The organism is Mesorhizobium tamadayense (genome assembly GCF_003863365.1).
Taxonomy (GTDB): domain Bacteria; phylum Pseudomonadota; class Alphaproteobacteria; order Rhizobiales; family Rhizobiaceae; genus Mesorhizobium; species Mesorhizobium tamadayense.
In genome coordinates, this window is sequence record NZ_RQXT01000007.1 from 47,137 (window position 1) to 72,103 (window position 24,967).

19 protein-coding genes are annotated in these 24,967 nt (G+C 65.6%); 14 read left to right on the plus strand and 5 right to left on the minus strand.

Annotated elements, in window-relative coordinates; all coding sequences use genetic code 11:
- Positions 1-177 precede the first annotated feature (177 nt).
- From EH240_RS07960 to EH240_RS07970, 3 genes are all read right to left on the minus strand, one after another.
- Entirely contained in the window at positions 178-924 is a 747-nt protein-coding gene (locus EH240_RS07960; protein WP_124996936.1) for an MBL fold metallo-hydrolase, read from the minus strand.
- On the minus strand, positions 924-2,090 hold the full coding sequence (locus EH240_RS07965) for a diphosphate--fructose-6-phosphate 1-phosphotransferase (protein WP_124996938.1): 1,167 nt from the start codon (positions 2,088-2,090) through the stop codon (positions 924-926). The genes EH240_RS07960 and EH240_RS07965 overlap by 1 nt, the downstream gene beginning before the upstream one ends.
- Positions 2,091-2,256: 166 nt before the next feature.
- Positions 2,257-2,946, minus strand: coding sequence for a L,D-transpeptidase (locus EH240_RS07970; protein ID WP_245435864.1), 690 nt, complete (start codon positions 2,944-2,946; stop codon positions 2,257-2,259).
- 378 nt (positions 2,947-3,324) lie between these two features.
- Here EH240_RS07970 and EH240_RS07975 point away from each other — a divergent pair, with 378 nt between their 5' ends.
- From EH240_RS07975 to xylB, 3 genes are all read left to right on the plus strand, one after another.
- Positions 3,325-3,948 carry a LysE family translocator gene (locus EH240_RS07975; RefSeq protein WP_124996942.1) on the plus strand — a complete coding sequence of 208 codons (624 nt, stop codon included), beginning with the start codon at positions 3,325-3,327 and terminating at the stop codon, positions 3,946-3,948.
- Between the two features lie 115 nt (positions 3,949-4,063).
- The gene (locus EH240_RS07980) at positions 4,064-5,389 is read left to right on the plus strand and encodes a tetratricopeptide repeat protein (RefSeq protein ID WP_124996944.1); all 1,326 of its coding nucleotides are present in this window, start codon (positions 4,064-4,066) and stop codon (positions 5,387-5,389) included.
- An 82-nt stretch (positions 5,390-5,471) separates the two neighbouring features.
- The gene (xylB, locus tag EH240_RS07985) at positions 5,472-6,926 is read left to right on the plus strand and encodes a xylulokinase (RefSeq protein ID WP_124996946.1); all 1,455 of its coding nucleotides are present in this window, start codon (positions 5,472-5,474) and stop codon (positions 6,924-6,926) included.
- Positions 6,927-7,123: 197 nt separating this feature from the next.
- Here the strand turns inward: xylB and EH240_RS07995 are convergent, their stop codons facing one another.
- Entirely contained in the window at positions 7,124-7,486 is a 363-nt protein-coding gene (locus tag EH240_RS07995; RefSeq protein ID WP_124996950.1) for a nuclear transport factor 2 family protein, read from the minus strand.
- 111 nt (positions 7,487-7,597) lie between these two features.
- Between EH240_RS07995 and xylA the strand changes: the two genes are divergently transcribed.
- The 3 genes from xylA to EH240_RS08010 all read left to right on the plus strand — a co-directional run bounded on the left by xylA (position 7,598) and on the right by EH240_RS08010 (position 10,312).
- Positions 7,598-8,923 (plus strand): xylose isomerase, encoded by a 1,326-nt coding sequence (gene xylA, locus EH240_RS08000; RefSeq protein ID WP_124996952.1) that lies wholly within the window; start codon positions 7,598-7,600, stop codon positions 8,921-8,923.
- Positions 8,924-9,240: 317 nt separating this feature from the next.
- Entirely contained in the window at positions 9,241-9,444 is a 204-nt protein-coding gene (locus EH240_RS08005) for a hypothetical protein (protein WP_124996954.1), read from the plus strand.
- A 73-nt stretch (positions 9,445-9,517) separates the two neighbouring features.
- The gene (locus EH240_RS08010) at positions 9,518-10,312 is read left to right on the plus strand and encodes a TIGR01458 family HAD-type hydrolase (protein ID WP_342634074.1); all 795 of its coding nucleotides are present in this window, start codon (positions 9,518-9,520) and stop codon (positions 10,310-10,312) included.
- Here EH240_RS08010 and EH240_RS08015 read toward each other — a convergent pair.
- Positions 10,293-11,273: a GlxA family transcriptional regulator gene (locus EH240_RS08015; protein WP_124996956.1), complete on the minus strand. Its 981-nt coding sequence runs from the start codon at positions 11,271-11,273 to the stop codon at positions 10,293-10,295. The two genes, EH240_RS08010 and EH240_RS08015, sit on opposite strands and share 20 nt — an antisense overlap.
- A 153-nt stretch (positions 11,274-11,426) precedes the next feature.
- Between EH240_RS08015 and bcoG the strand changes: the two genes are divergently transcribed.
- The 8 genes from bcoG (at position 11,427) to EH240_RS08055 (ending at position 24,847) form a co-directional block, all read left to right on the plus strand.
- Positions 11,427-12,344, plus strand: a complete 918-nt coding sequence (gene bcoG, locus EH240_RS08020; protein WP_124996958.1) for a 3-dehydrocarnitine:acetyl-CoA trimethylamine transferase BcoG — start codon at positions 11,427-11,429, stop codon at positions 12,342-12,344.
- 45 nt (positions 12,345-12,389) lie between these two features.
- On the plus strand, positions 12,390-13,505 hold the full coding sequence (locus EH240_RS08025; RefSeq protein ID WP_124996960.1) for a 3-hydroxyacyl-CoA dehydrogenase NAD-binding domain-containing protein: 1,116 nt from the start codon (positions 12,390-12,392) through the stop codon (positions 13,503-13,505).
- Between the two features lie 4 nt (positions 13,506-13,509).
- The gene (locus EH240_RS08030; protein ID WP_124996961.1) at positions 13,510-14,673 is read left to right on the plus strand and encodes an acyl-CoA dehydrogenase family protein; all 1,164 of its coding nucleotides are present in this window, start codon (positions 13,510-13,512) and stop codon (positions 14,671-14,673) included.
- Positions 14,674-14,737: 64 nt separating this feature from the next.
- Complete coding sequence (locus EH240_RS08035; RefSeq protein ID WP_124997174.1) at positions 14,738-16,816, plus strand: acetate--CoA ligase family protein; 2,079 nt, start codon at positions 14,738-14,740, stop codon at positions 16,814-16,816.
- Positions 16,809-17,591 carry a carnitinyl-CoA dehydratase gene (locus tag EH240_RS08040; RefSeq protein ID WP_124996963.1) on the plus strand — a complete coding sequence of 261 codons (783 nt, stop codon included), beginning with the start codon at positions 16,809-16,811 and terminating at the stop codon, positions 17,589-17,591. The genes EH240_RS08035 and EH240_RS08040 overlap by 8 nt, the downstream gene beginning before the upstream one ends.
- Positions 17,592-17,806: 215 nt before the next feature.
- A complete protein-coding gene (locus EH240_RS08045) occupies positions 17,807-18,748 on the plus strand; it encodes an alpha/beta hydrolase (RefSeq protein WP_124996965.1) in 942 nt (313 codons plus the stop codon).
- A 370-nt stretch (positions 18,749-19,118) separates the two neighbouring features.
- The gene (locus EH240_RS08050; RefSeq protein WP_124996967.1) at positions 19,119-21,116 is read left to right on the plus strand and encodes an NHL repeat-containing protein; all 1,998 of its coding nucleotides are present in this window, start codon (positions 19,119-19,121) and stop codon (positions 21,114-21,116) included.
- Complete coding sequence (locus EH240_RS08055) at positions 21,113-24,847, plus strand: DUF7929 domain-containing protein (RefSeq protein WP_124996969.1); 3,735 nt, start codon at positions 21,113-21,115, stop codon at positions 24,845-24,847. The genes EH240_RS08050 and EH240_RS08055 overlap by 4 nt, the downstream gene beginning before the upstream one ends.
- Positions 24,848-24,967: the final 120 nt, after the last annotated feature.

The window sequence follows — 24,967 nt, forward strand, 5'->3', positions numbered from 1 at the left end:
CGGGCGAGAGTTGATCCTGCGCCGCGGGCATTTTTTCGAACGAATCGCCCGTCGGCGTGTCGGCGGCCGGATTGCCTGCCTCGCCATGCATGGCAGCCGGCCGGATCGACAATGAAGCATTTAGGGCGGGGAATGGGCCGATTTAGGGGTTTTGGGTCGACCTTACGAAGATTTAATTCAGAGAGCGCTTACGTACCGCTCCCTCCGGCGCAGATAGGCGGACGCTATCTCGCGCATGCGCACGGCGTCGAAACTCGGGCCATGGCCGCCATGGCCGATGCGTATCGGCAGGTCGAGCAGGCGCTGCATGGTGCGGCAATAGGCAGCACGGTCCGAATCCGGCAGATCGTCGATCAGCATGCCGTCATAGATGGTGTCGCCGGCGAAGAACAGGCCGTCGGTCTCGTCGAAAAGCGCGATCGAATCCGGCGAATGTCCCGGCAGATGCAGCACACGGAATTTCCGGTCGCCGAGATCGACGACATCGCCTTCATCGAGCGCACGGGTCAGCGGCGCCGACAGGATCCGATAGTCGGCCGCCTTCCAGCCCGGCGCCGGCAACTTGGACACAGCGCCATCGAGATTGTGGAACATGTAGGCGTAGGTGACGGCATCATCCATGCCGTCGAACTGCGCCGCGCTTATCCTGGATCCCATCCTGAGCGGGAACTCGTGCAACGAGCCGACATGGTCGAGATGGATATGGGTGGCGACGACGATAAGCGGCTTGCCGGCCGGCGTGTCGATCTCGGGCGCCAGCGGACAAATGCCCATGCCGGTGTCGACCAGAAGATCGGCATCACGGCCCTTGAGATGCCAGATGTTGGCGCGCACGAAATCATGCACGAAAGGCTCGGTCAGCATCGTCGTCCTGGGATCGGCAACGGCCTTGCCGAACCAGTCGCCGACAACGAGGTCGCCCATCAGACGAAAGGCTTTCCGACCTTGTATTTTTCCGGCACCAGCCGCTTCAGATAGGCCATGCCTGCTTCCGAAAGCTGGTTGACATCCGGCTTCATGAAATTGTCGGGCATGTGGCGCGTCTTGCCTGCGACCGCCTTCAGCGGCACCTTCTTCAGCACGGTCTTTGCGCCGTCATACTGCAGCGCCACCGAGCCGCCGCCCTCATCGGCAACGGCAGCCGCGAAGGCACCGGCATCGAAGGCTTCTTGAGCGTCGACGGCGCTGATCGCGCCGACATAGCCGCGCGGCATGTAGCCTAAAGCATCGACGCGCGCCCGCTTGCCAGGCAGGCCCTCGGCGAGCGCGCGTTCGAGCGCTGCCGGCAGGTCGCTGCCCGACAATTTGACGTTGCCATGCTGGTCGCGTTCGAGCTTTTCCGGCGGCACCAGGCTTTCGACCAGCGCCCTGCCGTCGGCGGTGCTGACGCCTTCCGAAACGGCGACGATGCAGCGCTTGTGGCGGTCGAGCGTCTTGCGCACATCGTCGATGAAACGCTCGGCGGAAAAGGCGCGCTCCGGCACGTAGACCAGATGCGGACCGCTGTCCGGATCGAGTTGCCAGGCTGCGGCCGCGGCGGTGAGGAAGCCGGCATGCCGGCCCATGACGATGCCGACATAGATGCCGGGCAGCGCGCGGAAATCCAGATCGACGGACAGGAAGGCGCCGGCGACGAACTCGGCCGCCGAAATGAAGCCCGGCGTGTGATCGTTCTCCTCGAGGTCGTTGTCGATGGTCTTCGGCGCATGCACGAAAGCCATCGCGCCGCCCGCGGCATCGGTCAGGATCTGCTGGGTGCCCGAAGTGTCGTTGCCGCCGATATAGATGAAGGCGTCGGCGCCGGCCTTCTTCAGGCCGTTGAGGATCACCTCGCAATAGGCGGCGTCAGGCTTGTCGCGGGTCGAGCCGAGGGCGGCGCTCGGCGTGCCAGCGATCAGCCGCAGCCGATCTTCCGGGATGGCGGAGAGGTCGACATAGTTGCCGTCGCGGATGCCGCGCACGCCATGGATGGAGCCGAGCACCTTGGCGCCGGGATGGCGTTTGCGGATCTCCAGCGTGGCGCCGACGACCGTCTGGTTGATGACGGCGGTCGGGCCGCCGCCCTGCGCGATGACGAAAGTTCCGGCCATGTTCTTTCTCTCCCAAGGCGAAGGTTTTCAGGGCACCTTCGCCTGTCTTGCGGCATCGCGCAACGGAAGAGTCGTGAGCATGATCCCGAAAAGTGGGAACCGGTTTTCGGGAAAGATCATGCTCAAATTTGAAGACAGGCCGGCCGCGTGGGCCGCCCGAAAAGGATCAGACGACGACGACCGGGTTCTTCTTCGAGACGCGGCTGTAGAGGTCGATGATGTCCTGGTTGATCAGCCGCACGCAGCCTGACGACATCGCCTGGCCGATGCTCCACCATTCGGGCGAGCCGTGGATGCGGTAACCGGTGTCCTTGCCGTTCTGATAGATGTAGAGCGCGCGGGCGCCGAGCGGATTGGTGAGGCCGCCGGGCTGGCCGCCCTGCCATTTCACCAGCTCCGGCTTGCGCTGGACCATTTCCGGCGGCGGCGTCCAGACCGGCCATTCGCGGCCACACTGGATGTTGGCGCGGCCCGACCAGCGGAACCCGTCCTTGCCTATGCCGACGCCGTAACGGATGGCGTCGCCGCCCGGCTGAACCAGATAGAGCATGCGTTCCTGCAGATGGACGACGATGGTGCCGGGCGCCTCGCCGGTCTTGTCGACGACGATCTGGCGGCGGAATTCCGGCTTGACCTTCTGCCAGGGCACGGCAGGCACCTGGAAGTCGCCATCGGCGAGGGACGCATACATCACGTCCGGGCCGGTGATGTTCTTGTCGACGCTGATGGCCGGGCGAATCGGGTGGACGGAACCCGTCACCGTGTCGTCGAGCTGCAATTGCGGCAGATCGAGCGTGTCGGTTGTGCTGCAACCGGCCATGCCGAACAGCGCCATGGCGCCCATGCCGGAAAGCATGGCGCGGCGGGAGAGCGGAATTTCGGTTTCGGCAGTTTCGCCGTTCGAAGGCGGCGTCAGACTTTGCGGCAACTCGCGCATACACCAAACCCTACGCTGTCGGCGGGAAGCACGGTCCGGCCGGATGGCGGGCATTTTCATCAATCATGGTTGAAAAAACGTGAAAGCTCGGGAGCTCGACTTAACCCTGTTGCCTTGCCGGAAGCGCTAGGGCCGGAAGTGCCAGGACCGGAAGTGCCATGACCGGAAGTGCCAGGGCCGGAAGTGCCAGGGCCGGAAGTGCCGGGCAAACCGGCGCCGAAGATTTTCTCCACGACCTCTTTACAATCGCGACGACCCCAGGATTTATCCTGTTCTTTGCGCTCAAGGAGTGAGGAAATGTCCTTCGAGAACTGGGCTGCGTTTGCCGCCGCCTCCACCATCCTTCTCATCATCCCGGGCCCGACGATCCTCTTGGTCGTCTCCTACGCGCTGGGCCAGGGCTGGCGCACGGCGCTGCCGATGGCGGTCGGCGTCGCGCTCGGCGACTTCACCGCCATGACGCTGTCGATGCTCGGCATCGGCGCGCTGCTCGCGGCCTCGGCCACGGTGTTCACGGTGCTCAAGGTGATCGGCGCCGGCTATCTGGTCTATCTCGGCATAAAGCTGTTTCGCGCCGGCGGCACGCTGAAGGCCGAGCCGCGCACCGACGCGGTATCGGCGGCAAGGATGATGGCGCATGCCTGGCTGGTCACCGCGCTCAACCCGAAGAGCATCACCTTCTTCGTCGCCTTCCTGCCCCAGTTCCTCGACCGGCACGCCGACTTCTGGACGCAGATGCTGATCTTCGAAGCGACCTTCCTGGCGCTCGCCTTCACCAACGCCTTCGGCTATGCGCTGATCGCTTCACGAGCGCGCGCCATCGTGCGCAACCCGAAGGCGATCCGCATCTTCAACCGCACCGGCGGGACGTTGCTGGTCGGCGCCGGCATCGCCACCGTGGCGATGCGTTCGGGGAATTAGCAATGTCTGCCAACGTGGCTTGGTGAGACTGCGTCTTCTTCGGTTGGCGAGCTCGCTGTCGATGCTTTAGGATCGGCTCCGAACAGCCGATTTCGCGATCGTCGAAGGACATTCAATGGCGCTGAGGGACGCATTCGGCCTGACTTACTCGGGCGCGACCGAAGCCGGGTTTTCGTCCTACGCCAGAGCCCTCCGTGAGCTGCAGTGCTTCATCGGCGACCCGGTCGGCTCTATCGATCGGGCAATCACCGACGAGCCCGGCTTCGTGATGGCGCATGTGTTCAAGGGCTATCTGCACGGCCTGGCCACCGAGCGCGAAGCGACGGCGGTCGCGCAATCATGCCATGCGGCGGCGCTGCCGCTCGCCGGCACCACGCGCGAACGGGCGCATGTCGCGGCGCTTGGCCATCTTGCCGAGGGACGCTGGCACGAGGCCGCCCGCATCCTCGAGGATATCGCGATCGACGATCCTCTCGACGCGCTGGCGCTGCAGGTGGGACACCAGATCGATTTCTTCACCGGCAATGCCCGCATGCTGCGCGACCGCATCGGCCGGGCGCTGCCGGCCTGGCAAAAGGGCATGCCGGGCTACCACGCCATCCTCGGCATGCAGGCCTTCGGGCTGGAGGAAATGGGCGACTATGCACGCGCCGAACGTTTCGGCCGGCAGGCGACCGCGATCGAGCCGCGCGACGGCTGGGCGCAGCACGCGGTCGCGCATGTCATGGAAATGCAGAGCCGGCAAAAGGACGGCATCGCCTGGATGCGCGCCAACCCGGAGGCGTGGACCAAGGACAGCTTCCTTAAGATTCACAATTGGTGGCACCTGGCGCTGTTCCACTACGACCTCGGCGAGACGGACGAGGTGCTCAAGCTCTATGACGGGCCGATCTACGGCGACCGCTCGACGCTGGCGCTCAACATGGTCGATGCCTCAGCGATCCTGTGGCGTCTGCATCTCGGCGGCGTCGATGTCGGCGACCGCTGGGCCGCACTTGCCGCGAACTGGCTGCCGAAGGCCGCCGCCGGCAATTATGCCTTCAACGATGCGCATGCGATGATGGCCTTTGTCGGCGCCGGGCTGGAGGGGCCGGCGCAGACCTTGCTCGACGCGCAACGCGAGGCGATGCATGGCCATGACGACAACGCCGCCTTCACGCGCGACGTCGGCCACCCGCTGACGTTTGCCATCAAAGCGTTCGGTGAAGGCAACTACACCGAGGCCGTGCGCCTGATCCGGTCGATCCGCCCGATCGCGCACCGTTTCGGCGGCAGCCATGCGCAGCGCGATGTCATCGACCTGACGCTGATCGAGGCCGCGCTCCGCGCCGGTGTTCGCGCACTGGCGCGGGCGTTGACCGCCGAGCGCCAGCTGGCGCGGCCGGAGAGCCCGCTATCGGCGCTGTTCTCGCGACGCGCGGCCGATTTGTCGGAGAATTGACCCGAGGCGGATCTTGTCATAAGAACAGGCCAAGCCAGATTTTTTCGAGATCCGAAAAAATTAATGGCAATGGGAGGAAATCATGTATCTCGGCCTCGACCTGGGCACATCGGGCATCAAGGCGTTGCTGATCGATGATCGCCAGAACGTCGTCGGCTCCGGCCATGGCTCGTTGGACGTCTCGCGGCCGCATCCCGGCTGGTCCGAGCAGGACCCGGCGAATTGGATCGAGGCCTGCGAGACGGCGATTGCCGAGCTCAAGGCTTTCCATCCGAAGGAACTCGCGGCCGTCAAAGGCATCGGCCTCTCCGGCCAAATGCATGGCGCGACCTTGCTCGACGCCTCCGACCAGGTGCTGCGCCCCTGCATCCTGTGGAACGACACGCGCAGCCATGTCGAGGCGGCGGCGCTCGACGCCGATCCGCGTTTCCGCGAGCTCACCGGCAACATCGTCTTCCCGGGCTTCACGGCGCCGAAGCTCGCCTGGGTGAAGAACAACGAGCCGGCAATCTTCGCCAAGGTGGCCAAGGTGCTCTTGCCCAAGGACTATTTGCGGCTCTGGCTGACCGGCATGCATATTTCCGAAATGTCGGATTCGGCCGGCACGTCCTGGCTCGATGTCGGCAAGCGTCGCTGGTCGGCCGAGCTGCTGGCCGCGACATCGCTCGACGAAAAACACATGCCGTCGCTGGTCGAAGGCACGGCGAAGGCCGGCGCCTTGCGCGGCGAGCTCGCCTCGAAATGGGGCATTGTGGCCGGCATTCCGGTCGCCGGCGGCGCCGGCGACAATGCGGCCTCGGCCTGCGGCATGGGCACGGTGGGCGCCGGCCACGCCTTCGTATCGCTCGGCACGTCGGGGGTGCTGTTTGCCGCCAACGCCTCCTACCTGCCCAATCCGGCAAGCGCGGTGCACACATTCTGCCATGCGCTGCCCGACACCTGGCACCAGATGGGCGTCATCCTGTCGGCCACGGATTCGCTGAACTGGCTGTCGGAAATCACCGGAAAACGCGCCGGCGATTTGACCGGTGAGCTCGGCGAGACGCTCAAGGCGCCGACGGGCGTCACCTTCCTGCCGTATCTGTCCGGCGAGCGCACGCCGCACAATGATTCCGCCATTCGCGGCGCCTTCACCGGCCTCGCGCATCAATCGAGCCGGGCCGCGTTGACCCAGGCGGTGCTCGAAGGCGTCGCCTTCGCCTTCCGCGACAGCCTCGACGCGCTGAAGACCGCCGGCACGACGCTGACAAGGGTGACGGCGATCGGCGGCGGCTCGCGCTCCCGCTACTGGCTGAAGGCGATCGCCACCGCGCTGCAGCTGCCGGTCGACATCCCGGCCGACGGCGATTTCGGCGCCGCCTTCGGCGCGGCCCGGCTCGGCCTGATCGCCGCAACGGGCGCCGATCCGCTTGCCGTCTGCACCGCGCCGGCAACCGATGCCACGATCGAGCCGGACACCGGTCTCGGCGGCGCCTTCGCGGACGCCTATCAGCACTACCGTGCGCTTTATCCGGCGGTCAGGGGCGTAACCGCGTGAGCGGGCGCGAGGCACCCCCCTCTGCCCTGCCGGGCATCTCCCCCTCAAGGGGGGAGATCAGTCGCATTCGCGGGTTTCGCCAATTGCCAGCGTCGCAAGACGAGCGCCTGCGCCGAAGCTGCCAATCTCCCCCCTTGAGGGGGAGATGGCCGGCAGGCCAGAGGGGGGTGCCTCGCACCTTCCCTCCCCAGTTGGCCTCACTGCGCCGGCACCTTGTCCAGGAAGCCGGTGATGCTCTTCAGGCGGCCATTTTCGATGACGCCGATATCGGTGCCCTCGATGACGGATTCAGCACTCTCGGGTCCCAGATTCCACGAGAAGCGGATGCGGTCGGCAAAACCGTCCGGCTGGCCCTTCAGCGAGAAACGGAAGCCGGCGAAGCGCTGCTGCACGCCGTCGATCAGCGCGGCGATGCCTGCATGGCCGTCGCCCTGCATGACCGGGTCGCGATAGCTGACATCGCTGGTGAAGGCAGCCTCGAGCAGAGCCTTGCGGCGCATCGCATCGCTCTCGTTCCAGGCGGTGATGTAGTTTTGGGCGATCGTGTTGAGGTCGGTCATTGTCTTCATCCTTCGTTGGATCGTTTCGACATGACCCTTTTCGCCCGTGGGAAGAGCGAAACCAATTACGCCTGAGGTAATCGGCGGAAGCATTCGGAGAGGAAGGAAGCCATGAGCAGCGGATTTTTCGGCGACATCAAGAAGATCAAATATGAGGGGCCGGATTCGACCAATCCGCTGGCCTACCGGTACTACAATCCGGACGAGGTCGTCGCCGGCAAACGGCTGGAGGACCATCTGCGTTTCGCCGTCGCCTATTGGCATTCCTTCGCCTGGCAGGGCGGCGACCCGTTCGGCGGCCAGACCTTCGACCGCCCCTGGTTCGCCAAGCCCGGCGGCATCGACACGATGGAGTTGGCGAAGCTCAAGGCCGATGTCGCCTTCGAGATGTTCTCGCTGCTGGGTGTGCCCTATTTCTGCTTCCACGACGCCGATGTGCGCCCGGAGGGCAAGGATTTTTCCGAGAGCGCGGCGCGTCTCGACGAGATCGCCGACTATTTTTCGACCAAGATGAAACAGACCGGCGTCAAGCTGCTCTGGGGCACGGCGAACCTGTTCTCGCACCGCCGCTTCATGGCGGGCGCGGCCACCAATCCCGATCCGGACGTGTTCGCCTATGCGGCAGCAACGGTGAAGAGCTGCATCGACGTCACCAAGCGGCTAAAGGGCGAGAACTACGTGCTGTGGGGCGGACGCGAGGGCTATGAGACGCTGCTCAACACCGACCTCGCGCGCGAGCAGGAGCAGGCCGGCCGCTTCCTCAACCTCGTCGTCGACTACAGGCACAAAATAGGCTTCAAGGGCACGATCCTGATCGAGCCGAAGCCGCAGGAGCCGACCAAGCACCAGTATGATTACGATGTCGCCACCGTCTACGGCTTCCTGAAGCGCTTCGGGCTGGAAAACGAGGTCAAGCTCAACATCGAGCAGGGCCATGCGATCCTCGCCGGCCATTCCTTCGAGCACGAGCTGGCTTTGGCCAATGCGCTCGGCATCTTCGGCTCGATCGACATGAACCGCAACGACTACCAATCCGGCTGGGATACCGACCAGTTCCCCAACAACGTGCCGGAAATGGCATTGGCCTATTACCAGATCCTGCAGGGCGGCGGCTTCAAGACCGGCGGCACCAATTTCGACGCCAAGCTGAGGCGCCAGTCGCTCGATCCGAAGGATCTTTTGATCGGCCATATCGGCGGCATGGACGCCTGCGCGCGCGGCCTCAAGGCGGCGGCGAAGATGGTCGAGGACAAGGCGCTGTCCGCTCCGCTCGCCGAGCGCTATGCCGGCTGGAACACCGCCGAGGGCAAGGCGATGCTTTCCGGCAAGCGCACGCTGGAAGAGATCGCCGAGCGCGTGGTGAAGGAGAAGATCGAGCCGCAGCCGCGTTCCGGCCGCCAGGAACTGCTCGAAAACATCGTCAACCGCTACGTGTAAGGGCGCTTGCCCTTACACTGTGTAAAGGCGCTCGCCTTAACACAGCCGGTCGTTCAAGCGGATTCTAAAGCGCGTCGCGCTGAAACGGATTCAGGCGACGCGCTTTAGGTCCTTTTTATGCATGTCGTTTTCGCAAAACCGCTGCACACTTTTGCGCGACATGCATTAAGATAAAACAGCTTTTCGCGGGGCTGAAACTGACGACAAGGTTTTGCCCCGCCCTGCCCTTCAATCGCCCCGCTCTTGCCTTCAAACAGCCGTCACGGATCTCCTATATTGTGGACACGTGGCGGGAAGGAAAGAAGGAGGCGAAACGTATGCAGCACGAACGCGAAATCGACGCCCTGCTCTCTCCCAGCGAGGCTGGTTCGATCATCGATCGGCTGATGGCGCTGCCGCATTCGAAAGACAGCGCCCGCAAGACAAATGAGTGGGATCGCGCGGTCGCCGCGCGACTCGAAACGGCGCTTGCCAGGAGCATGCGCTCGCGCATCGTCGGTGAAGGCCGCGACGCCGCCTGATTCTTCGGTGCTTGATTCTCTCTTGGCCTGATTCCTCCTTGGCCCGATTCCTCCTCGGTTTGACGAGCGGAGAGTGTTTCTCCATCCTGCATCGATGATACGCGCGGTGCTCCTGGATCTTCTGGGTGTCGTCTACGACGGCGACACCCCGATAGCAGGCGCTGTCGCGGCCATCGACCGTCTGCGGGACGCAGGCCTGCCGCTCCGCTTCGTCAGCAACACGACCCGCTCGCCGCGCAGCGCGATCATCGCGCAGCTAGCCGGGATGGGCATCAAGGTAGCGGACGAGGAATTGCTGACGCCGGCGCGCGCCGCGGTCGAATGGCTGCGCAGGCATGGCCGCCGGCCGCATCTGCTCGTCCATCCCGACCTCGAGGTCGAGTTCTCCGGGCTGGAAGGCGGGAGCGGGCGCGCAGTCGTCGTCGGCGATGCCGGCGAAGCTTTCAACCATGCCAGTCTCAACCGCGCTTTCCGCGAGCTGGTTGCCGGCGCCGATTTCGTGGCGCTCGCCGTCAACCGCACGTTCAAGGATGCCGACGGCTTGCTCAGCCTCGACACCGGCGCTTTCGTCGCGGCGCTGGAATTCGCCAGCGGCCGAAGCCCTGTCGTGCTCGGCAAGCCGTCGCCGGATTTCTTCCTTTCGGCGCTTGCCGATTTGAATTGCCCGGCGGCCGACGCGGTCATGGTCGGCGACGATGCGGAAAGCGATGTCGCCGGCGCGCTCAGCGCCGGTCTTGGCGCGGCGCTGCTCGTGCGGACGGGCAAGTACCGCCCGGACGATGAAACACGCTTCGATCCGGCTCCTACGGCACTGGTCGACGATCTCGCAGCCGCGACCGACTGGATGCTTAACCGCGCCGCAGCCTGACCGGCGCCTCGCCAAAAGCCCTGGAAAACGCCCTGGAAAACGCCGAGGCAGACGAAAAGCCGGTACGCCCGGCGATGTCGGCCATGGCGATGCGGGTGTCGACGACCAGCCGCCGGGCGGCGCCGAGGCGCAGCCTCAGATAGTAGGCGCCGGGCGTCTCGCCGATCGACTTGCGAAAGATGCTTTCCAGCGTGCGCGCCGTCACGCCGGCGCGCTTGGCCACCGCGTCGATGGTCAGCGGCCGGTCGACATGCGCTTCCATCAGCCGGATCGCCTGCGCCAGGCGCGGGTCGTAGCCGTCGAGCCGGCCGAGCGAGACCAGCGGCTGCGCGTCGGTCGCGGCGCGGGCCTGGTCGTAGATGAAGACGCTCGCCACATCCAGCGCCGCCGCCATGCCGAGCCGGGTGCGCACCAGATGCAGCATCAGGTCGAAAGTCGGCGAGGCGCCGCCCGAGGTGAACACAGGTCCGTCGATGACATAGCGGTCTGGTCGCACGTCGACGCCCGGAAAGGCGGCGGAAAAATCCTCCATGTCTTCCCAGTGGGTGGTGGCGCTGCGGCCTTCGAGCAGCCCGGCGCGCGCCACCAGCCAGGTGCCGGCCTCGACGCCGCCGCAGGCACGGGCCGCACGCGCCGCCCTCCGCAAACCCGCAAGCAGCGCCGACGTCGCGTAGTTCTGCGTGCCGAAGCCGGCTACGATGACCAGCATGTCGGTCGGCTCAGCCGCATCGAATCGGCCGCTGACGGCCACCGGCAGGCCGCAGGTCGTCACCGGCGCCTCGCCGGTGACCGAGACCAGCTTGAAGTCGAACAGGGTCTCGCCTGAAATGCGGTTGGCGGCGCGCAGCGGGTCGACCGCCGAGGCGACGCACATGATCGACGAGCCGGAGAACACAAGGAACGTCACCTTGAGCGGCTCACGTTCGGAGCGAAAGATGGTCGGTTTTTCGCTTTTGATCATGAGAGCTTCGTAAAACGCAAAACAGTTTCCGGCAAGTCGGGCATTGTTGGTCAGCTTCGGCGCATGTCGTCATACCAAAGCCGGTTTCCGACTTTTTGGTCGATATGGATGGCTGATCGAATTTTGGGCTGATCGAATTTGGGAGGAAAGACGATGCCACTCGCGATGAACCGTGAGGTCTTCATTACCTGTGCCGTGACCGGCTCCGGCAGCACGCAGGACCGCAGCCCGCATGTGCCGCGCTCGCCCAAGCAGATCGCCGACTCGGCGATCGAGGCCGCCAAGGCGGGTGCCGCGGTCGTCCACTGCCATGTGCGCGACCCCGAGACCGGCAAGCCCAGGCGCGATGTCCATCTCTACCGCGAGGTGACCGAGCGCATCCGCGAGGCCGATGTCGACGTGGTGCTGAACCTAACCGCCGGCATGGGCGGCGACATGGTGTTCGGCTCGCCGGAAGCGCCGCTGCCGCTCAACGAGAAGGGCACCGACATGGGCGGCGCCACAAACCGCATGGAGCATGTGCGCCAGTGCCTGCCGGAGATCTGCACGCTGGATTGCGGCACGATGAATTTCGCAGAGGCCGACTATGTGATGACCAACACGCCCGGCATGCTGCGCGCCATGGGCGGCATGATGACGGCGCTGGGCGTCAAGCCGGAGATCGAGGCCTTCGATACCGGGCATCTCTGGTTCGCCAAGCAGCTGGTCGAGGAACAGGTGCTGAAGCCGGACGCGCTGGTGCAGCTCTGCATGGGCGTGCCGTGGGGCGCGCCGGACGACCTCAACACCTTCATGGCGATGGTCAATAATGTGCCCTCGACCTGGAACTGGTCGGCCTTCTCGATCGGCCGCAACCAGATGGCCTATGTCGCCGCCGCGGTGCTGGCAGGCGGCAATGTCCGCGTCGGGCTGGAGGATAATCTCTGGCTCGACAAGGGCGTGCTGGCCACCAACGCGCAGCTCGTCGAGCGCGCGGTGAGCGTCGTCTCCAATCTCGGCGCGCGCGTGCTTGGGCCGGAGGAAGTGCGTAAGAAGCTCAACCTCACCAAGCGGGCGCCGCTCGCGGCGTGAGCCTCACCAATCCGAAGCGGCCAGCATAAGAACCGGAGCCTGACCATGAGCATCATCAACAAGGCCGCCGCCATCGGCGGCGGCGTCATCGGCGCCGGCTGGGTGGCGCGGCTGCTCTTGAACGGCATCGACGTGTCGATCTTCGATCCCGATCCGGAGGCATCGCGTAAAGTCGGCGAGGTGACGAAGGGCGCGCGCCGCGCATACAAGCAGATGCTGCCGGGCGGCCTGCCCAAGGAAGGCAAGCTCAGCTTCGCCAAGACGATCGCCGAGGCGGTTGCCGACGCCGACTTCATCCAGGAAAGCGTGCCGGAACGGCTCGACCTCAAGCACAAGGTGCTGGCCGAGATCGACCTGCACGCGCCGGCCAACGCCATTGTCGGCTCCTCGACCTCCGGCATCAAGCCGACCGACATGCAGGTGGCGATGAAGAAGCATCCGGAGCGGCTGGTCGTCGGCCATCCATTCAACCCGGTCTATCTGCTGCCGCTGGTCGAGATCGTCGGCGGCCAGCAGACCTTCCCGGAGGCGATCGAGGTCGCCAAGGAACTCTACGCCTCGATCGGCATGAAGCCGGTGGTAGTGCGCAAGGAGATCGAGGCCTTCGTCGGCGACCGCCTGCTCGAAGCCGCCTGGCGCGAGGCGCTGTGGCTGGTCAAGGATGGCATCTGCACCGTCGAGGAACTCGACGACATCATGCGCTATTCCTTCGGCCTGCGCTGGGCGCAGATGGGCATGTTCCAGGTCTATCGCGTCGCCGGCGGCGAGGCCGGCATGCGCCATTTCATGGCGCAGTTCGGGCCCTGCCTGAAGTGGCCGTGGACCAAGCTGATGGATGTGCCGGAGTTCAACGACGAGCTGGTCGACCTGATCGCCACGCAGTCGGACGAGCAGGCGCACGGCCTGTCGATCCGCGAGCTGGAAAAGATCCGCGACGACAATCTGGTCGCGATCATGGAGGCCCTGTCGAAGCAGAACAAGGGCAAGGGCTGGGGCGCCGGCGCGCTGCACAAGGACTATACCAAGCAGCTCGCCAAGTTGGCGGCGAAAAAGCCGACCCCTGCCAAGGCTGCCGCAAAGGCCAAGGCGACCAAACCGGCGAAGAAGGCTGCGAAGCCGGCGAAGGCTGAAAAATCGAAGAAGAACAAGAAGAAGGATTGAGGCGATGCATTTCGGTCTTTCGGAAGAGCAAAAACTCATCGTCGAGACGACGCGCGCCTTCGTCGAGAACGAGCTTTACCCGCATGAGCGCGAGGTGGAGCGGACCGGCGTGCTGCGCCGCGAGTTGATCGACGAACTGAAAGCCAAGGCGATCGCCGCCGGGCTCTACGCCGCCAACATGCCGGCCGATGTCGGCGGTGCGGGTCTCGATACGGTCAGCTGGCTGCTCTACGAGAAGGAGCTTGGCCGAGCCAACTACGCGCTGCACTGGACCTGCGTGGCGCGTCCGTCCAACATCCTGCTCGCCGGCACGCCGGAGCAGCGTGAAAAATATCTCTTCCCCTGCATCCGCGGCGAGAAGTGGGACTGCCTGGCGATGACCGAGCCTGGCGCCGGCTCCGACCTGCGCGGCATGAAGGCGACCGCCGTGCAAGATGGTTCGGACTGGGTGCTGAACGGCACCAAGCACTTCATCAGCCATGCCGACATTGCCGATTTCGCGATTTGTTTCATGGCGTCCGGCGAAGAGGATTCGCCGCGCGGCAAACGCAAGAAGATCACCGCCTTCTTCGTCGACAAGGGCACCAAGGGTTTCACCGTGCGCGACGGCTACCGCAACGTCTCGCATCGCGGCTACACCAACTCGATCCTCGAGTTCGACGATTGCCGGCTGCCGGCAAGCCAGATCCTGGGAGAGGTGCACAAAGGCTTCGAGGTGGCAAACTCCTGGCTCGGCGCCACGCGCCTGCAGGTCGGCGCCACCTGCCTCGGCCGCGCCGAGCGGGCGCTTTCGCATTCCATCGAATATGCCGCGCAGCGCCAGCAGTTCGGCCAGCAGATCGGCAAGTTCCAGGGCGTGTCGTTCAAGCTCGCCGACATGGCGACGGAATTGAAGGCCGCCGACCTGATGGTGTTCGAAGCCGGCTGGAAGTACGATCAGGGCACCGTCACCGACCAGGACATGGCGATGGCCAAGCTGAAGGCCACCGAGATGCTCGCCTTCGTCGCCGACGAAGCCATCCAGATCCATGGCGGCATGGGGCTGATGGACGACCTGCCGCTGGAGCGCATCTGGCGCGACGCGCGTGTCGAACGCATCTGGGAAGGCACTTCGGAGATTCAGCGACATATTATTTCGCGGGCGTTGCTGCGCCCGTTCGGGGCTTAGAGCATGATCCGCCAAAACCGGGTCCGGTTTTGGGAGAAGATCGCGCTCAAACGAAAAGATGACCATGCATAAACTCGAACGTCTCCTGCGCCCGAAATCGATCGCCGTGTTCGGCGGGGCGCAGGCCGCCGCCGTCGTGGCGCAATCGATCAAGATGGGCTTTGCCGGCGAGATCTGGCCGGTGCACCCGACGAAGGACGAGGTCGCCGGCCGCAAGGCTTATCGCTCTGTTGCCGACCTGCCCGGCGCGCCTGACGCGGCTTTCGTCGGCGTCAACCGGCATCTCACCATCGAAGTGGTCAAGGCGCTGGCCGAACGCGGCGCCGGCGGCGCCGTCTGCTTTGCCGCCGGCTTCCTCGAGACCGAGGCCTATGACGAGGATGGCGAGCGGCTGCAGGCGGAACTCGTGGCCGCTGCCGGTCAGATGCCGATCATCGGCCCGAACTGCTACGGCCTGATCAACTATGCCGACGGCGCGCTGCTGTGGCCCGACCAGCATGGCGGCATCCGGCTGGCTGAGAGCGGCAAGGGTGTCGCGATCATCACCCAGTCGTCCAACATCGCCATCAACATGACGATGCAGAAGCGCGGCCTGCCGATCGCCTTTCTGATGACGGCCGGCAACCAGGCGCAGACCGGCCTCTCCGAAATGGCGCTCGGGCTGATCGAGGACGAGCGCGTCACGTCGCTCGGCCTGCACATCGAAGCTTTCGACTCCGTAGCCGGCTTCGAGCGGCTGGCGGCCAGGGCCCGCGAGCTGAAGAAGCCGATCATCGCCATGAAGGTCGGCCGCTCGGAACAGGCCAGGCAAGCGACGGTGTCGCACACCGCCTCGCTCGCCGGCTCGGACGCCGCCTCCGGCGCCTTCCTGAAGCGGCTCGGCATCGCGCGCGTCGATTCCATTCCGGCCTTCATCGAGGCGCTGAAGCTGCTGCACGTCACCGGGCCGCTGCCCGGCTACAAGCTTTCCTCGATGAGCTGCTCGGGCGGCGAGGCCTCGGTCATGGCCGACAGCGCGGAAGGGCGCTGGGTGCATTTTCCGACGCTGACGGCCGAGCATCGCGCCCATGTCAAATCGACGCTCGGGCCGCTGGTCGCAGTCGCCAATCCGCTCGACTACCACACCTTCATCTGGAACAACGAGCCGGCGATGACGGCCACGTTCACCGCTATGGTGTCGGGCGGCTTCGACCTCAACATGCTGGTGCTGGACTTTCCGCGCCCGGATCGCTGCTCCGACACCGACTGGTGGGCGACGCTGCGCGCCTTCGAAGCGGCGCTGAAGACCAACAGGGCGCAAGGCGCGATCGTCTCCTCGCTGCCGGAAAACCTGCCGGAGGAATATACCGCCGGGCTGATGGCGCGCGGCATGGTGCCGCTGTTCGGCATTTCGGAAGCCTTGGACGCCGCTCAAGCCGCCGCCTTCATCGGTTGGGCCTGGCGCGAGCCGCAGGCGCAGCCGGTCGACACCACGGCCGCCGGGGCGACCGACGGCAGCCATATCACCCCCGACGAGGCCGAGGCCAAGGACAGGCTGATCAAGGCCGGCCTGCCGGTGCCGAGGGGCGAGCGCGCTTCCAACGCGGTCGAGGCGGTGATCTCGTCGATGGCGCTCGGCTTCCCGGTGGCGCTGAAGGCGCTCGGCGTCACCCACAAGTCGGAAGTCGGCGCGGTGCGGCTGAACCTCAAGGACGCCGAATCCGTCGGCAATGCCGCCCATGACCTGCTGCCGCTAGGCACCGGGCTCTATGCCGAGCGCATGGTGCGTGACGGCGTCGCCGAGCTGATCGTCGGCTTCACCCGCGACCCGATGTTCGGCGCGGTGATGACGCTTGGCACCGGCGGCGTGCTGGTCGAGCTGTTGCGCGACAGCGTGACCCTGATGCTGCCGGCGACGCGCGACGACATCGAGGCGGCATTGCGTGGGCTCAAGCTCTACCCGCTGCTCAAAGGCTATCGCGGTCGGCCCAAGGCCGATGTCGCCGCCGCCATCGACGCGATTGCCGGAATTGCCGGCTTCGTGCAGCAGAACGCCGGCGAGATCGAGGAGCTCGACATCAACCCGCTGATCGTCTGCGCCGAAGGCAAGGGCGCCTGGATCGCCGACGCCCTGCTGGTGCTTGGAGAAAAGAAGAATGGCTGACGTCATTACCACCCACCGCGAAGGCGCGATCCTCGAAGTCACGCTCGACCGACCGAAGGCAAATGCCATCGACCTCAAGACCTCGCGGCTGATGGGCGAGACGTTCAAGGCATTCCGCGACGATCCGGAACTGCGCGTCGCCATCGTCAAGACCGCGGGCGACAAGTTCTTCTGCGCCGGCTGGGACCTCAAGGCGGCGGCCGCCGGCGACGCGGTCGACGGCGACTATGGCGTCGGCGGTTTCGCCGGGCTGCAGGAACTGCGCGACCTCAACAAGCCGGTGATCGCCTGCGTCAACGGCATGGCGGTGGGCGGCGGCTTCGAGATGGCGCTGTCCTGCGACCTCATCTACGCCTCGGATCACTCGTCCTTCGCGCTGCCTGAGATCCGCGCCGGCACGCTCGCCGACGCCGCGACCATCAAGCTGCCGAAGCGCATCCCGTATCATGTCGCGATGGACTTGCTGCTCACTGGCCGCTGGATGGATGTGGCGGAAGCGCATCGCTGGGGCCTGGTCAACGAGGTGCTGCCCAAGGAGAAGCTGGAGGACCGCGTTTGGGAGATCGCGCGGCTTCTGGCCAGCGGCCCGCCGCTGGTCTTCGCGGCGATCAAGGAGACGGCGCGGGTGGCGGAAGCGCTGACCTTCCAGGACGCGATGAACAAGGTGACGCGCAGGCAGCTGCCCACAGTCGATATCCTCTACGGCTCGGAGGACAATATGGAAGGGTTCCGGGCGTTTGCAGAGAAGCGCGAGCCGGTGTGGAAGGGCAGGTAGGCCACAGACGATGGCGTTCCGGCACCCCCCCTTTGCCCTGCCGGGCATCTCCCCCGGAAGGGGGGAGATCGGATGTCGCCGTCGCTTTCGCCAACCTCAAACGTTGCAGAAAGGGCGGCATGGCCGAAACTGCCAATCTCCCCCCTTGCGGGGGAGATCGCCGGCAGGCCAGAGGGGGGTGCCTGGGCGCATGCTTCTGAGTTCGGTCTCCTCTCATGACCGACTACAAAACCCTCATCGACGCCGAGACCTGGGCCTTTATCGAGAAGACCAACTCCTATTATCCGCCGGACACGATCGACTACACGGTTCCCCAGCAGCGTGCGATCTACGACCAGATGTGCCGTGAATTCTTCGCCGGCTACCCGCAAGGCGTGACGGCGGAAACGACGGCCATTGCCGCGCCGGGGAACAGCATCCCGATCCGCGTCTATCGCAATGCGACGCCGGACAAGGCCGCGATGGTTCTCTATGCCCATGGCGGCGGCTTCATCCTTGGCGGGCTGGACAGCCATGATGACGTCTGCGCCGAGCTCTGTGCCCGCACCGGCTACGACGTGGCCTCGGTCGATTACCGGCTGGCGCCGGAGCATCTGCATCCGGCCGCTTTCGACGATGTCATGGATGCATTCGAGTGGGCGGCAGGGACTTACGATTGCCCGGTCCTGCTTTGCGGCGACAGCGCCGGCGGCAATCTCTCCGCGGCCGTCGCCCACGCGACGCGTGGGCACACGAAGAAACCGGCCGGCCAGGTGCTGATCTATCCCGGCCTCGGCGGCGACCGCTCGCGCGGCTCCTATGTGACGCATGCCCAGGCGCCGATGCTCACGCTGCGCGACACCGAATTCTACTTGAAGATCCGCACCGGCGGCGTGGACCGGACCGGCGACATCACGCTGTATCCGCTCTCCGATGCCGATTTCGCCTATCTGCCGCCGACGGTGCTGATCACCGCGCAATGCGATCCGCTGTCCTCCGACGGCGAGGCCTATCGCGACCGCGTCGTCGCGGCCGGCGGCCGCGCCTACTGGTTCGAGGAGCCGGGGCTGATGCACGGCTATCTCAGGGCACGGCACACGGTCGGCCGGGCGCGCTCGAGCTTCACCCGCATCGTCGAGGCGGTCTCCACGCTCGGCAATGGCGAGTGGATCTGGTGATCTTCCCAGGCGGCAAAGACGGCTTTTCCGCACCGACGCTTCTCACGCATTGAACCTTTCCGCGCCAGCCCGCGACTGACGGCCAGGCTGCGCAATCGTGCGGGCCGGAAAGGAAGCCCCAATGACCAGAAACCCAGAGGCTCCGCGGTCTCCGGGCGCAACAGGAGCCCGGCGCGACCACCGTCTTCGGGATGGAGTCGATGCGCTGGGCTTTCGGCTGATTCCGTTGACCGTTCCCGGCAGCCGGCGTATCGTGACCAAGCGGAAAACAGACAATTCGATCAGGGACGAACGAGCCGGAACGCCGCGCCTTGCCCTGATTTGCGCGGCGAAATCGGATGGTTCTTCCGGCGACTTCGGGGGGAGTTCAATGTTTTGCGACCGCGGCTCGTTCGTGGCTTCTCGCGCCGGCGGTTTGCGCCGCGCGATAACGACAACGAGCGGAATTCTTGCCCTGGCGCTCACCGCCGGCCTCTGGCTCGGCGGCTTGGCGAAGGCCCAGGAAACCCAGATCATCTATCCTGGTTCGATGGCGGTGACCGGTTTCCCCGGCACCGTCATCCCCGATTTCGACTCTCCCGCTTCCGAAAGAGGGGGCCTGCCGCCTGGCGCCGACCCGGTCGACGAAACCTTCATCGACACTTCGCAGGCCTCGTTGCGGATTTTCGACGTCTCGCGTCTCGGCGGACCGGCCTCCGGCCAGTTCGTCTACACGCCGCCGCCTTTCGAGGTGACCGCCGGCCAGATCGGCGAGGTGTTCGGCCTCACCTATGACGATGGCGTGCGCGACGGCGTGCCGTCGGGCATCCCCAACCTCTATGCGGCGGCGACCTCGCTGCACGGCATCGAGATCGTTACGCCGGATGCCGACGACGACGGTCGCCCCGAGCGGCAGCGCCGCGGCATCGCGGGCGCCACCTTCATGGACGGCCAGTTCGGCACCGAGAACGGCGGCGGGCCCGGCACGATCTGGAAGATCGACGGTATTTCGGGCGCCGTGTCGAAATTCGCCGATATCGACACCAATAGCGGGCCCGGCATCGGCAACCTCGCCTTCGATCCCAGCCACCGCCAGTTCTTCGCATCGGATCTCGACACCGGCCTGATCCACCGCATAGACCTCGACGGCCACCTGATCGACACGTTCGACCATGGCGTTGCCGGCCGCCCGGCGCATGGGCTTGCCCCGGTCGCCGACGACAGCGCCGTCATGGACATCCATGGCGCGGCCTTCAATTCCGAAGATCCTAAGACCTGGGGCTACACGCAGGACGAGCGCCGCGTCTGGGCGGTCTCCTATCACGGCGGCCGGCTCTACTACTCGGTCGGCGAGAAGGCCGAGATCTGGTCGATCGGCATCGCGCGCGACGGGAGTTTTGCCGGCGATCCGCGCTGGGAGCTGACGGTCAGGGCCGAGATAGACTATGCCGTCACCGATATCGCCTTCGACAACAAGGGCTTCATGTATCTTGCCCAGCGCGGCCCCGTGGAAAACCGCTACGACTACCTCGCCTTCGCCCACGCCGGCGAAGGCGAGGTGATCCGCTACCAGCGCGAGGATCCGGACGATCCGGCGACGGAATCGGTCTGGGTGGAAGTGCCGCAGGAATATGCGATCGGCTTCCCGCAGGGCAACCGCCAGTCGGCCGGCGGCGTCGACCTGCAATACCGCTACGATGGCGAGGGCACCCTCGACACCTCGGTGTGCACCGACACGGTCGTCAACACCGGCGACAAATTGCGCGACAATCCGGAGCTTGCGGAGCGGCTCGCCGCCGGCGGGCCGTTCGCCGTGCATGGCGTGCAACTGACGCCGAGCGCGCTGGTCAAGCCGGCTAACGTGCCGCCCTTCGGCTCGTGGTTCGTCGACTTCGACGGCTATTTCGAAGACGCGGACGTCGAGGGCCATGTCGGCGATGTCAGGGTCTGGCGTCCCTGTGAAGGCCGCGCCGGCTATTATGAGGAAATCCCGGGCGGCGGCTATCTGCCCCCCTTTTACCCGCCGGACTTCCCGCCGCCCGGCAACCTGCCTCCCTGCTTCGATGTCGAGGACGTGCAGTATTTCTGCACGCCCCGCGGTCTCCAGGCGGACCTCTATCTCCATGACCCCGCCGGCTTCGGCGGCGATTCGATCAAGGCGCAGTCCAAAACGCCCGGCGTCGGGGTGACCTCACCGATGTCGCATGCGCCGGGCAAGCCCTACACGATCGACATCACCGGCCATGATCCGGGCGACACCGTCAATGTCGGGCTCTGCTTCTACCGGAAGTCCGACCGGGACAAGGGTGGCTACTACCCTTGCTGCAAGATGACGCTGCCGCTCAGGACGCCGGCCGTCAGTTGCGAAGCGCCGAGGAGGGACAGATGAACAATCTCGCCCTTTCCCGCCTTGCTTCGCGCAAAACCGTCATGGAGACGATCATGAAACCCCTGTCATACGCCAGGCGCGGCGCGCGCTGGCTGATGGCGGCCGGTATCGCGGTCGCCATGATGCCGGCATTGCCGGCGCTTGCCCAAGACGAGGCTCCGGCCGCCAGCAATCAGGCGGCCAATCCGGAATCCACGCCTGAACCGCGCGGCATCAATCCGGAACTCGGGCGGATCATACCCTTCTTCACCAAGAAGGGTGGCCAGAGAGGCTGCGATTCCGTCGAGTATGTCCTCAGTTTCGGCATCCGCGGTGACCCGCAGGACTTCGACCGACCGAGCGTGGCGGCCCTGCTGAAAGCGACAAGGCTCGACTTCAAAGACCAGTTGCCGCACGGCTTGCAGATCGTCAGCGTCGATGTCGTCGGCGACGGCACCAGCGCCTCCGGCGGACCGCTGCCGGCTGCTTCGATCAGCACATCAGCCGGCCCGAACGATACGGCGAGCGTTTCCAATTTCCGGATCAGCGCTTCCAACCTTGACGGCGTTGGCGCTGCGAACGAACGCGTGATCACTTTCCGGATCACGGCCAAGATAGACCACGTGGCGTTTCCCGCGCCCACTACCGTCGAAAACCAGGGCGAGATAAACGCATCTTTCAGGGGCGGTCCGGCGACCACGATCCCGTCGCAGGATCCGGGCAAGCCCGACGACGGCGATTTCCTCACCGGCGTGAAGACCTCGATCAAGATCGACCTGACCAAATGCAACCCGCCGCCTCCGCCTCCCGGCAAGGAATGCTTCAAGGTCGAGCGCGGCACGGTCGACTGCGTGCCCGGCGGCGGCGCCTTCATCTACCACATGCCGGTCGGCCCGGAGATGGGCGGCAAGTGGGTGCAGGTGTCGACGACGACGCCAGGCATCACCATCGTTCCCGACACGCAGCAGGTGCCTGCCGGCGGCGGCGTGCTGAACTGGAAGATCATCGGCGCCTCGCCGGGCGAGGCCATCCATCTCGTCGTAACCGGCATCGAGACTTATGCAGGGCCGAAGGAAGGCTGGGGGCTTTGCTGTACCCAGACGATCGACATCGTCATCCCGCATGACCTCAGGTGCCCGCCCGAAAAGCAGCCTGACCTCAAAGTCGAGAAGTGGGCAGAGGTGCCGCGTTGCACGATGGCCGGCGGCTGCGACTTCACCATCACGGTGACCAATGTCGGCGATGCGCCCTACAACGGCAAGATCGTGCTCGACGAGGTGGCGCTGCCAGCCGGTTCGGTGCTGTCCTCGGGACCGAATCCGCCTTGGGTCTGCGTGCCCGGAACGACGCCGATGACCTGCACCCATCCGGTGACGACACTCAATCCCGGCGCCTCCGTCGTCCTCAAGATCGGCTTCAAGCCGGCCGGCGGCTGGCAGGGCAGCGTGCTGCGCAACTGCGCCGCCTATGACTACCAGGCCAGCGGCAAGCCGCTGTTCGGCAGCCAGCAGAACGACCGCGGCTGCGCCTCGATCCCGATCTGCCGCCGTGGCGATCGCGATCCGCAGTGCCAGCCACCTGTGAAGAAGAAGGTCGACCTGATCCTGAAGAAGCGCGCCCGCATCCCGGTCTGCACGCCGGACGGCATCTGCTATTTCGTAATCGACATCATCAACAACGGCACCAGCACCTATAACGGGCCGCTGACGGTAATCGACAGCTATCCGGGCGGCGCGCCGACCTCTTCGACCTTCGGGCCGAGCCCACCCTGGACCTGCGGACCGAACGGCCCCGGCCAGTTCCGCTGCGACGATGCCGGCATCTCGCTGCCTCCGGGCGCCTCGACGCCGATCGTCGTCAAGGCGGTGATGCCGGCAAGCTACCGGCCGGACAGTGTCGAGAACTGCGCCGAGGTGAAGGCCATTCCCGACGAGGTCGACCTCGCCAACAACAAGGCCTGCGCGACCGAGCGCATTCGGCATCCGAACAGCCAGCCCGCCTTGCGCATCACCAAGGTGTGCGACGGCTCGCTCGTGGGCGCGGCTTTCGTGTCCTGCCGCATCACCGTCAGCAACGCCGGCACCGCCGCCCCCACAGGTCCGGTGCGGGTCAACGATGCCGCGACGCTTATATCGGGTGGCATCCCGGTAGCGATCCAGAGCGTGACCCCCGACGGCGCCGACTGGAACTGCGGGCCGGTGCCCGCCAACACGCTGTCGTGCCAGATTCCCGGCGTCGCGATGACGCCCGCAGCCAGCCGGCACTTCGACGTGACGGTGAGCGGCAATGGCGCGTTCGAGAACTGCGCGCGCGGCTCCTATGGGCCGGCGCCGGGCGACGACATCGTCTATCCGATCGGCCAGGCTTGCGCCAAGGGCGGCGGCGTCTCGACCATCCGTGTCGAGAAGACCGGCGATGCCGAGTGCCGGCCGGGTCGACCTTGCTCGTTCGAGATCACCATCACCAATGACGGGCCGAACGCCTTCTCCGGTCCGGCCCGCATCGGCGATGCGGTCGGCGTGGACGGGCTGGGAAGGCTGGAAGGCGTTCGGATCACCGCGATCGACCCGCCCTTCGGCTGCTCGCCGGAGCCGGCGACGCTGCCGGCGTCATGCATCGCCAATCTGACGCTGGGCGCCGGCGAGAGCCACACGCATCATGTCACGGTGATCCTCCCCGAGGATGGGCGGCTTGCCGATCTCAAGGGCACGGTCAGCGGACAGAATTGCGTCGGCGTGCTCTCGCCGAACACGCCGGTGCAGGGCGGCGGCGACGTGCTGTCGCGCGCCCCGACCAACGCCCAGGGCGATCGCGGCAAGGCCTATGCCTGCCACCCCTTCACCATCAGCCAAGAGGTGAAGAAACAGTGCTCGAACGGCATGGTGCTGAACTCGGCCGGACGCTGCGCCTGCCCGGAAGGCACCAGCTTCCGCAACGGCCAGTGTTCCGGCGGCGGCAAGTTGCAGCCGCTGCCGGTGCCGCCGCGCTGCGTCCTGCTCAAGGGCCAGATCCGCACCGAGGACGGGCGTTGCGTCTGCCCGCGCGGCACAGAGCTGGAGAACGGCAGGTGCGTGCAGAGCGAGCAGCCCGAACCGCAATGCACGCTGCGTCCCGGCCAGTACCGCGACCAGGACGGCAATTGTGTGTGCCGGCGTGGCGAGCTGGTGAACGGCGTCTGCCAGGTCATCCCGCCGAAATGCACGATCCGTGGCGCGGTGCCGACAGCGGATGGCTGCGTCTGCCCCAAGGGCACGCATCTCGACCGGGCCGCCAAGGCCTGCGCGCCCGACAGGCAACCGCCCAGCCAGTGCCGCATCCGCGGCCAAGTGCGCAATGCCGATGGCGATTGCGTCTGCCCGAAGGGGACGGAGGTAAGGGGCAAGGCCTGCGCGCCGGTCAGGAAGACGCAAGCATGCTCCATCCGCGGCCAGGTCCTCAACAAGCGCGGCGCTTGCGTGTGTCCGCGCGGGACCGAAGTGATCGAGGGCGCATGCCGCAGAGTCGACGCTGAATGCGCCCCGGGCTCGCAGTTGATCGACGGCATTTGCCAGCCGATCATCAAGCGGCGCTGCCCGGTCGGGACGACCGGACGGTATCCGGATTGCTTCCCGATCCGCAGACGGCCAGGCCTGGAGATCAATCCGAACCTGTTGCTCAATCCGAACATCCTGCAGCAGTTGGTCCCGCAGCGCCAGCCGAGGCGGGTGCTGCAGGACCCGGCAGGCGCAAACATCCAGAACTTCAAGCCGTAACTTCAGACGGCTGAAGAGAAAGACCCGCCGGAACAACCCGGCGGCCGCCGGAACAACCCGGCGGGTTTTTCTTGTCCGCTGCTTCCCCTTTCCGGCATCTTCCTCTAAAGCAGGTCGCGT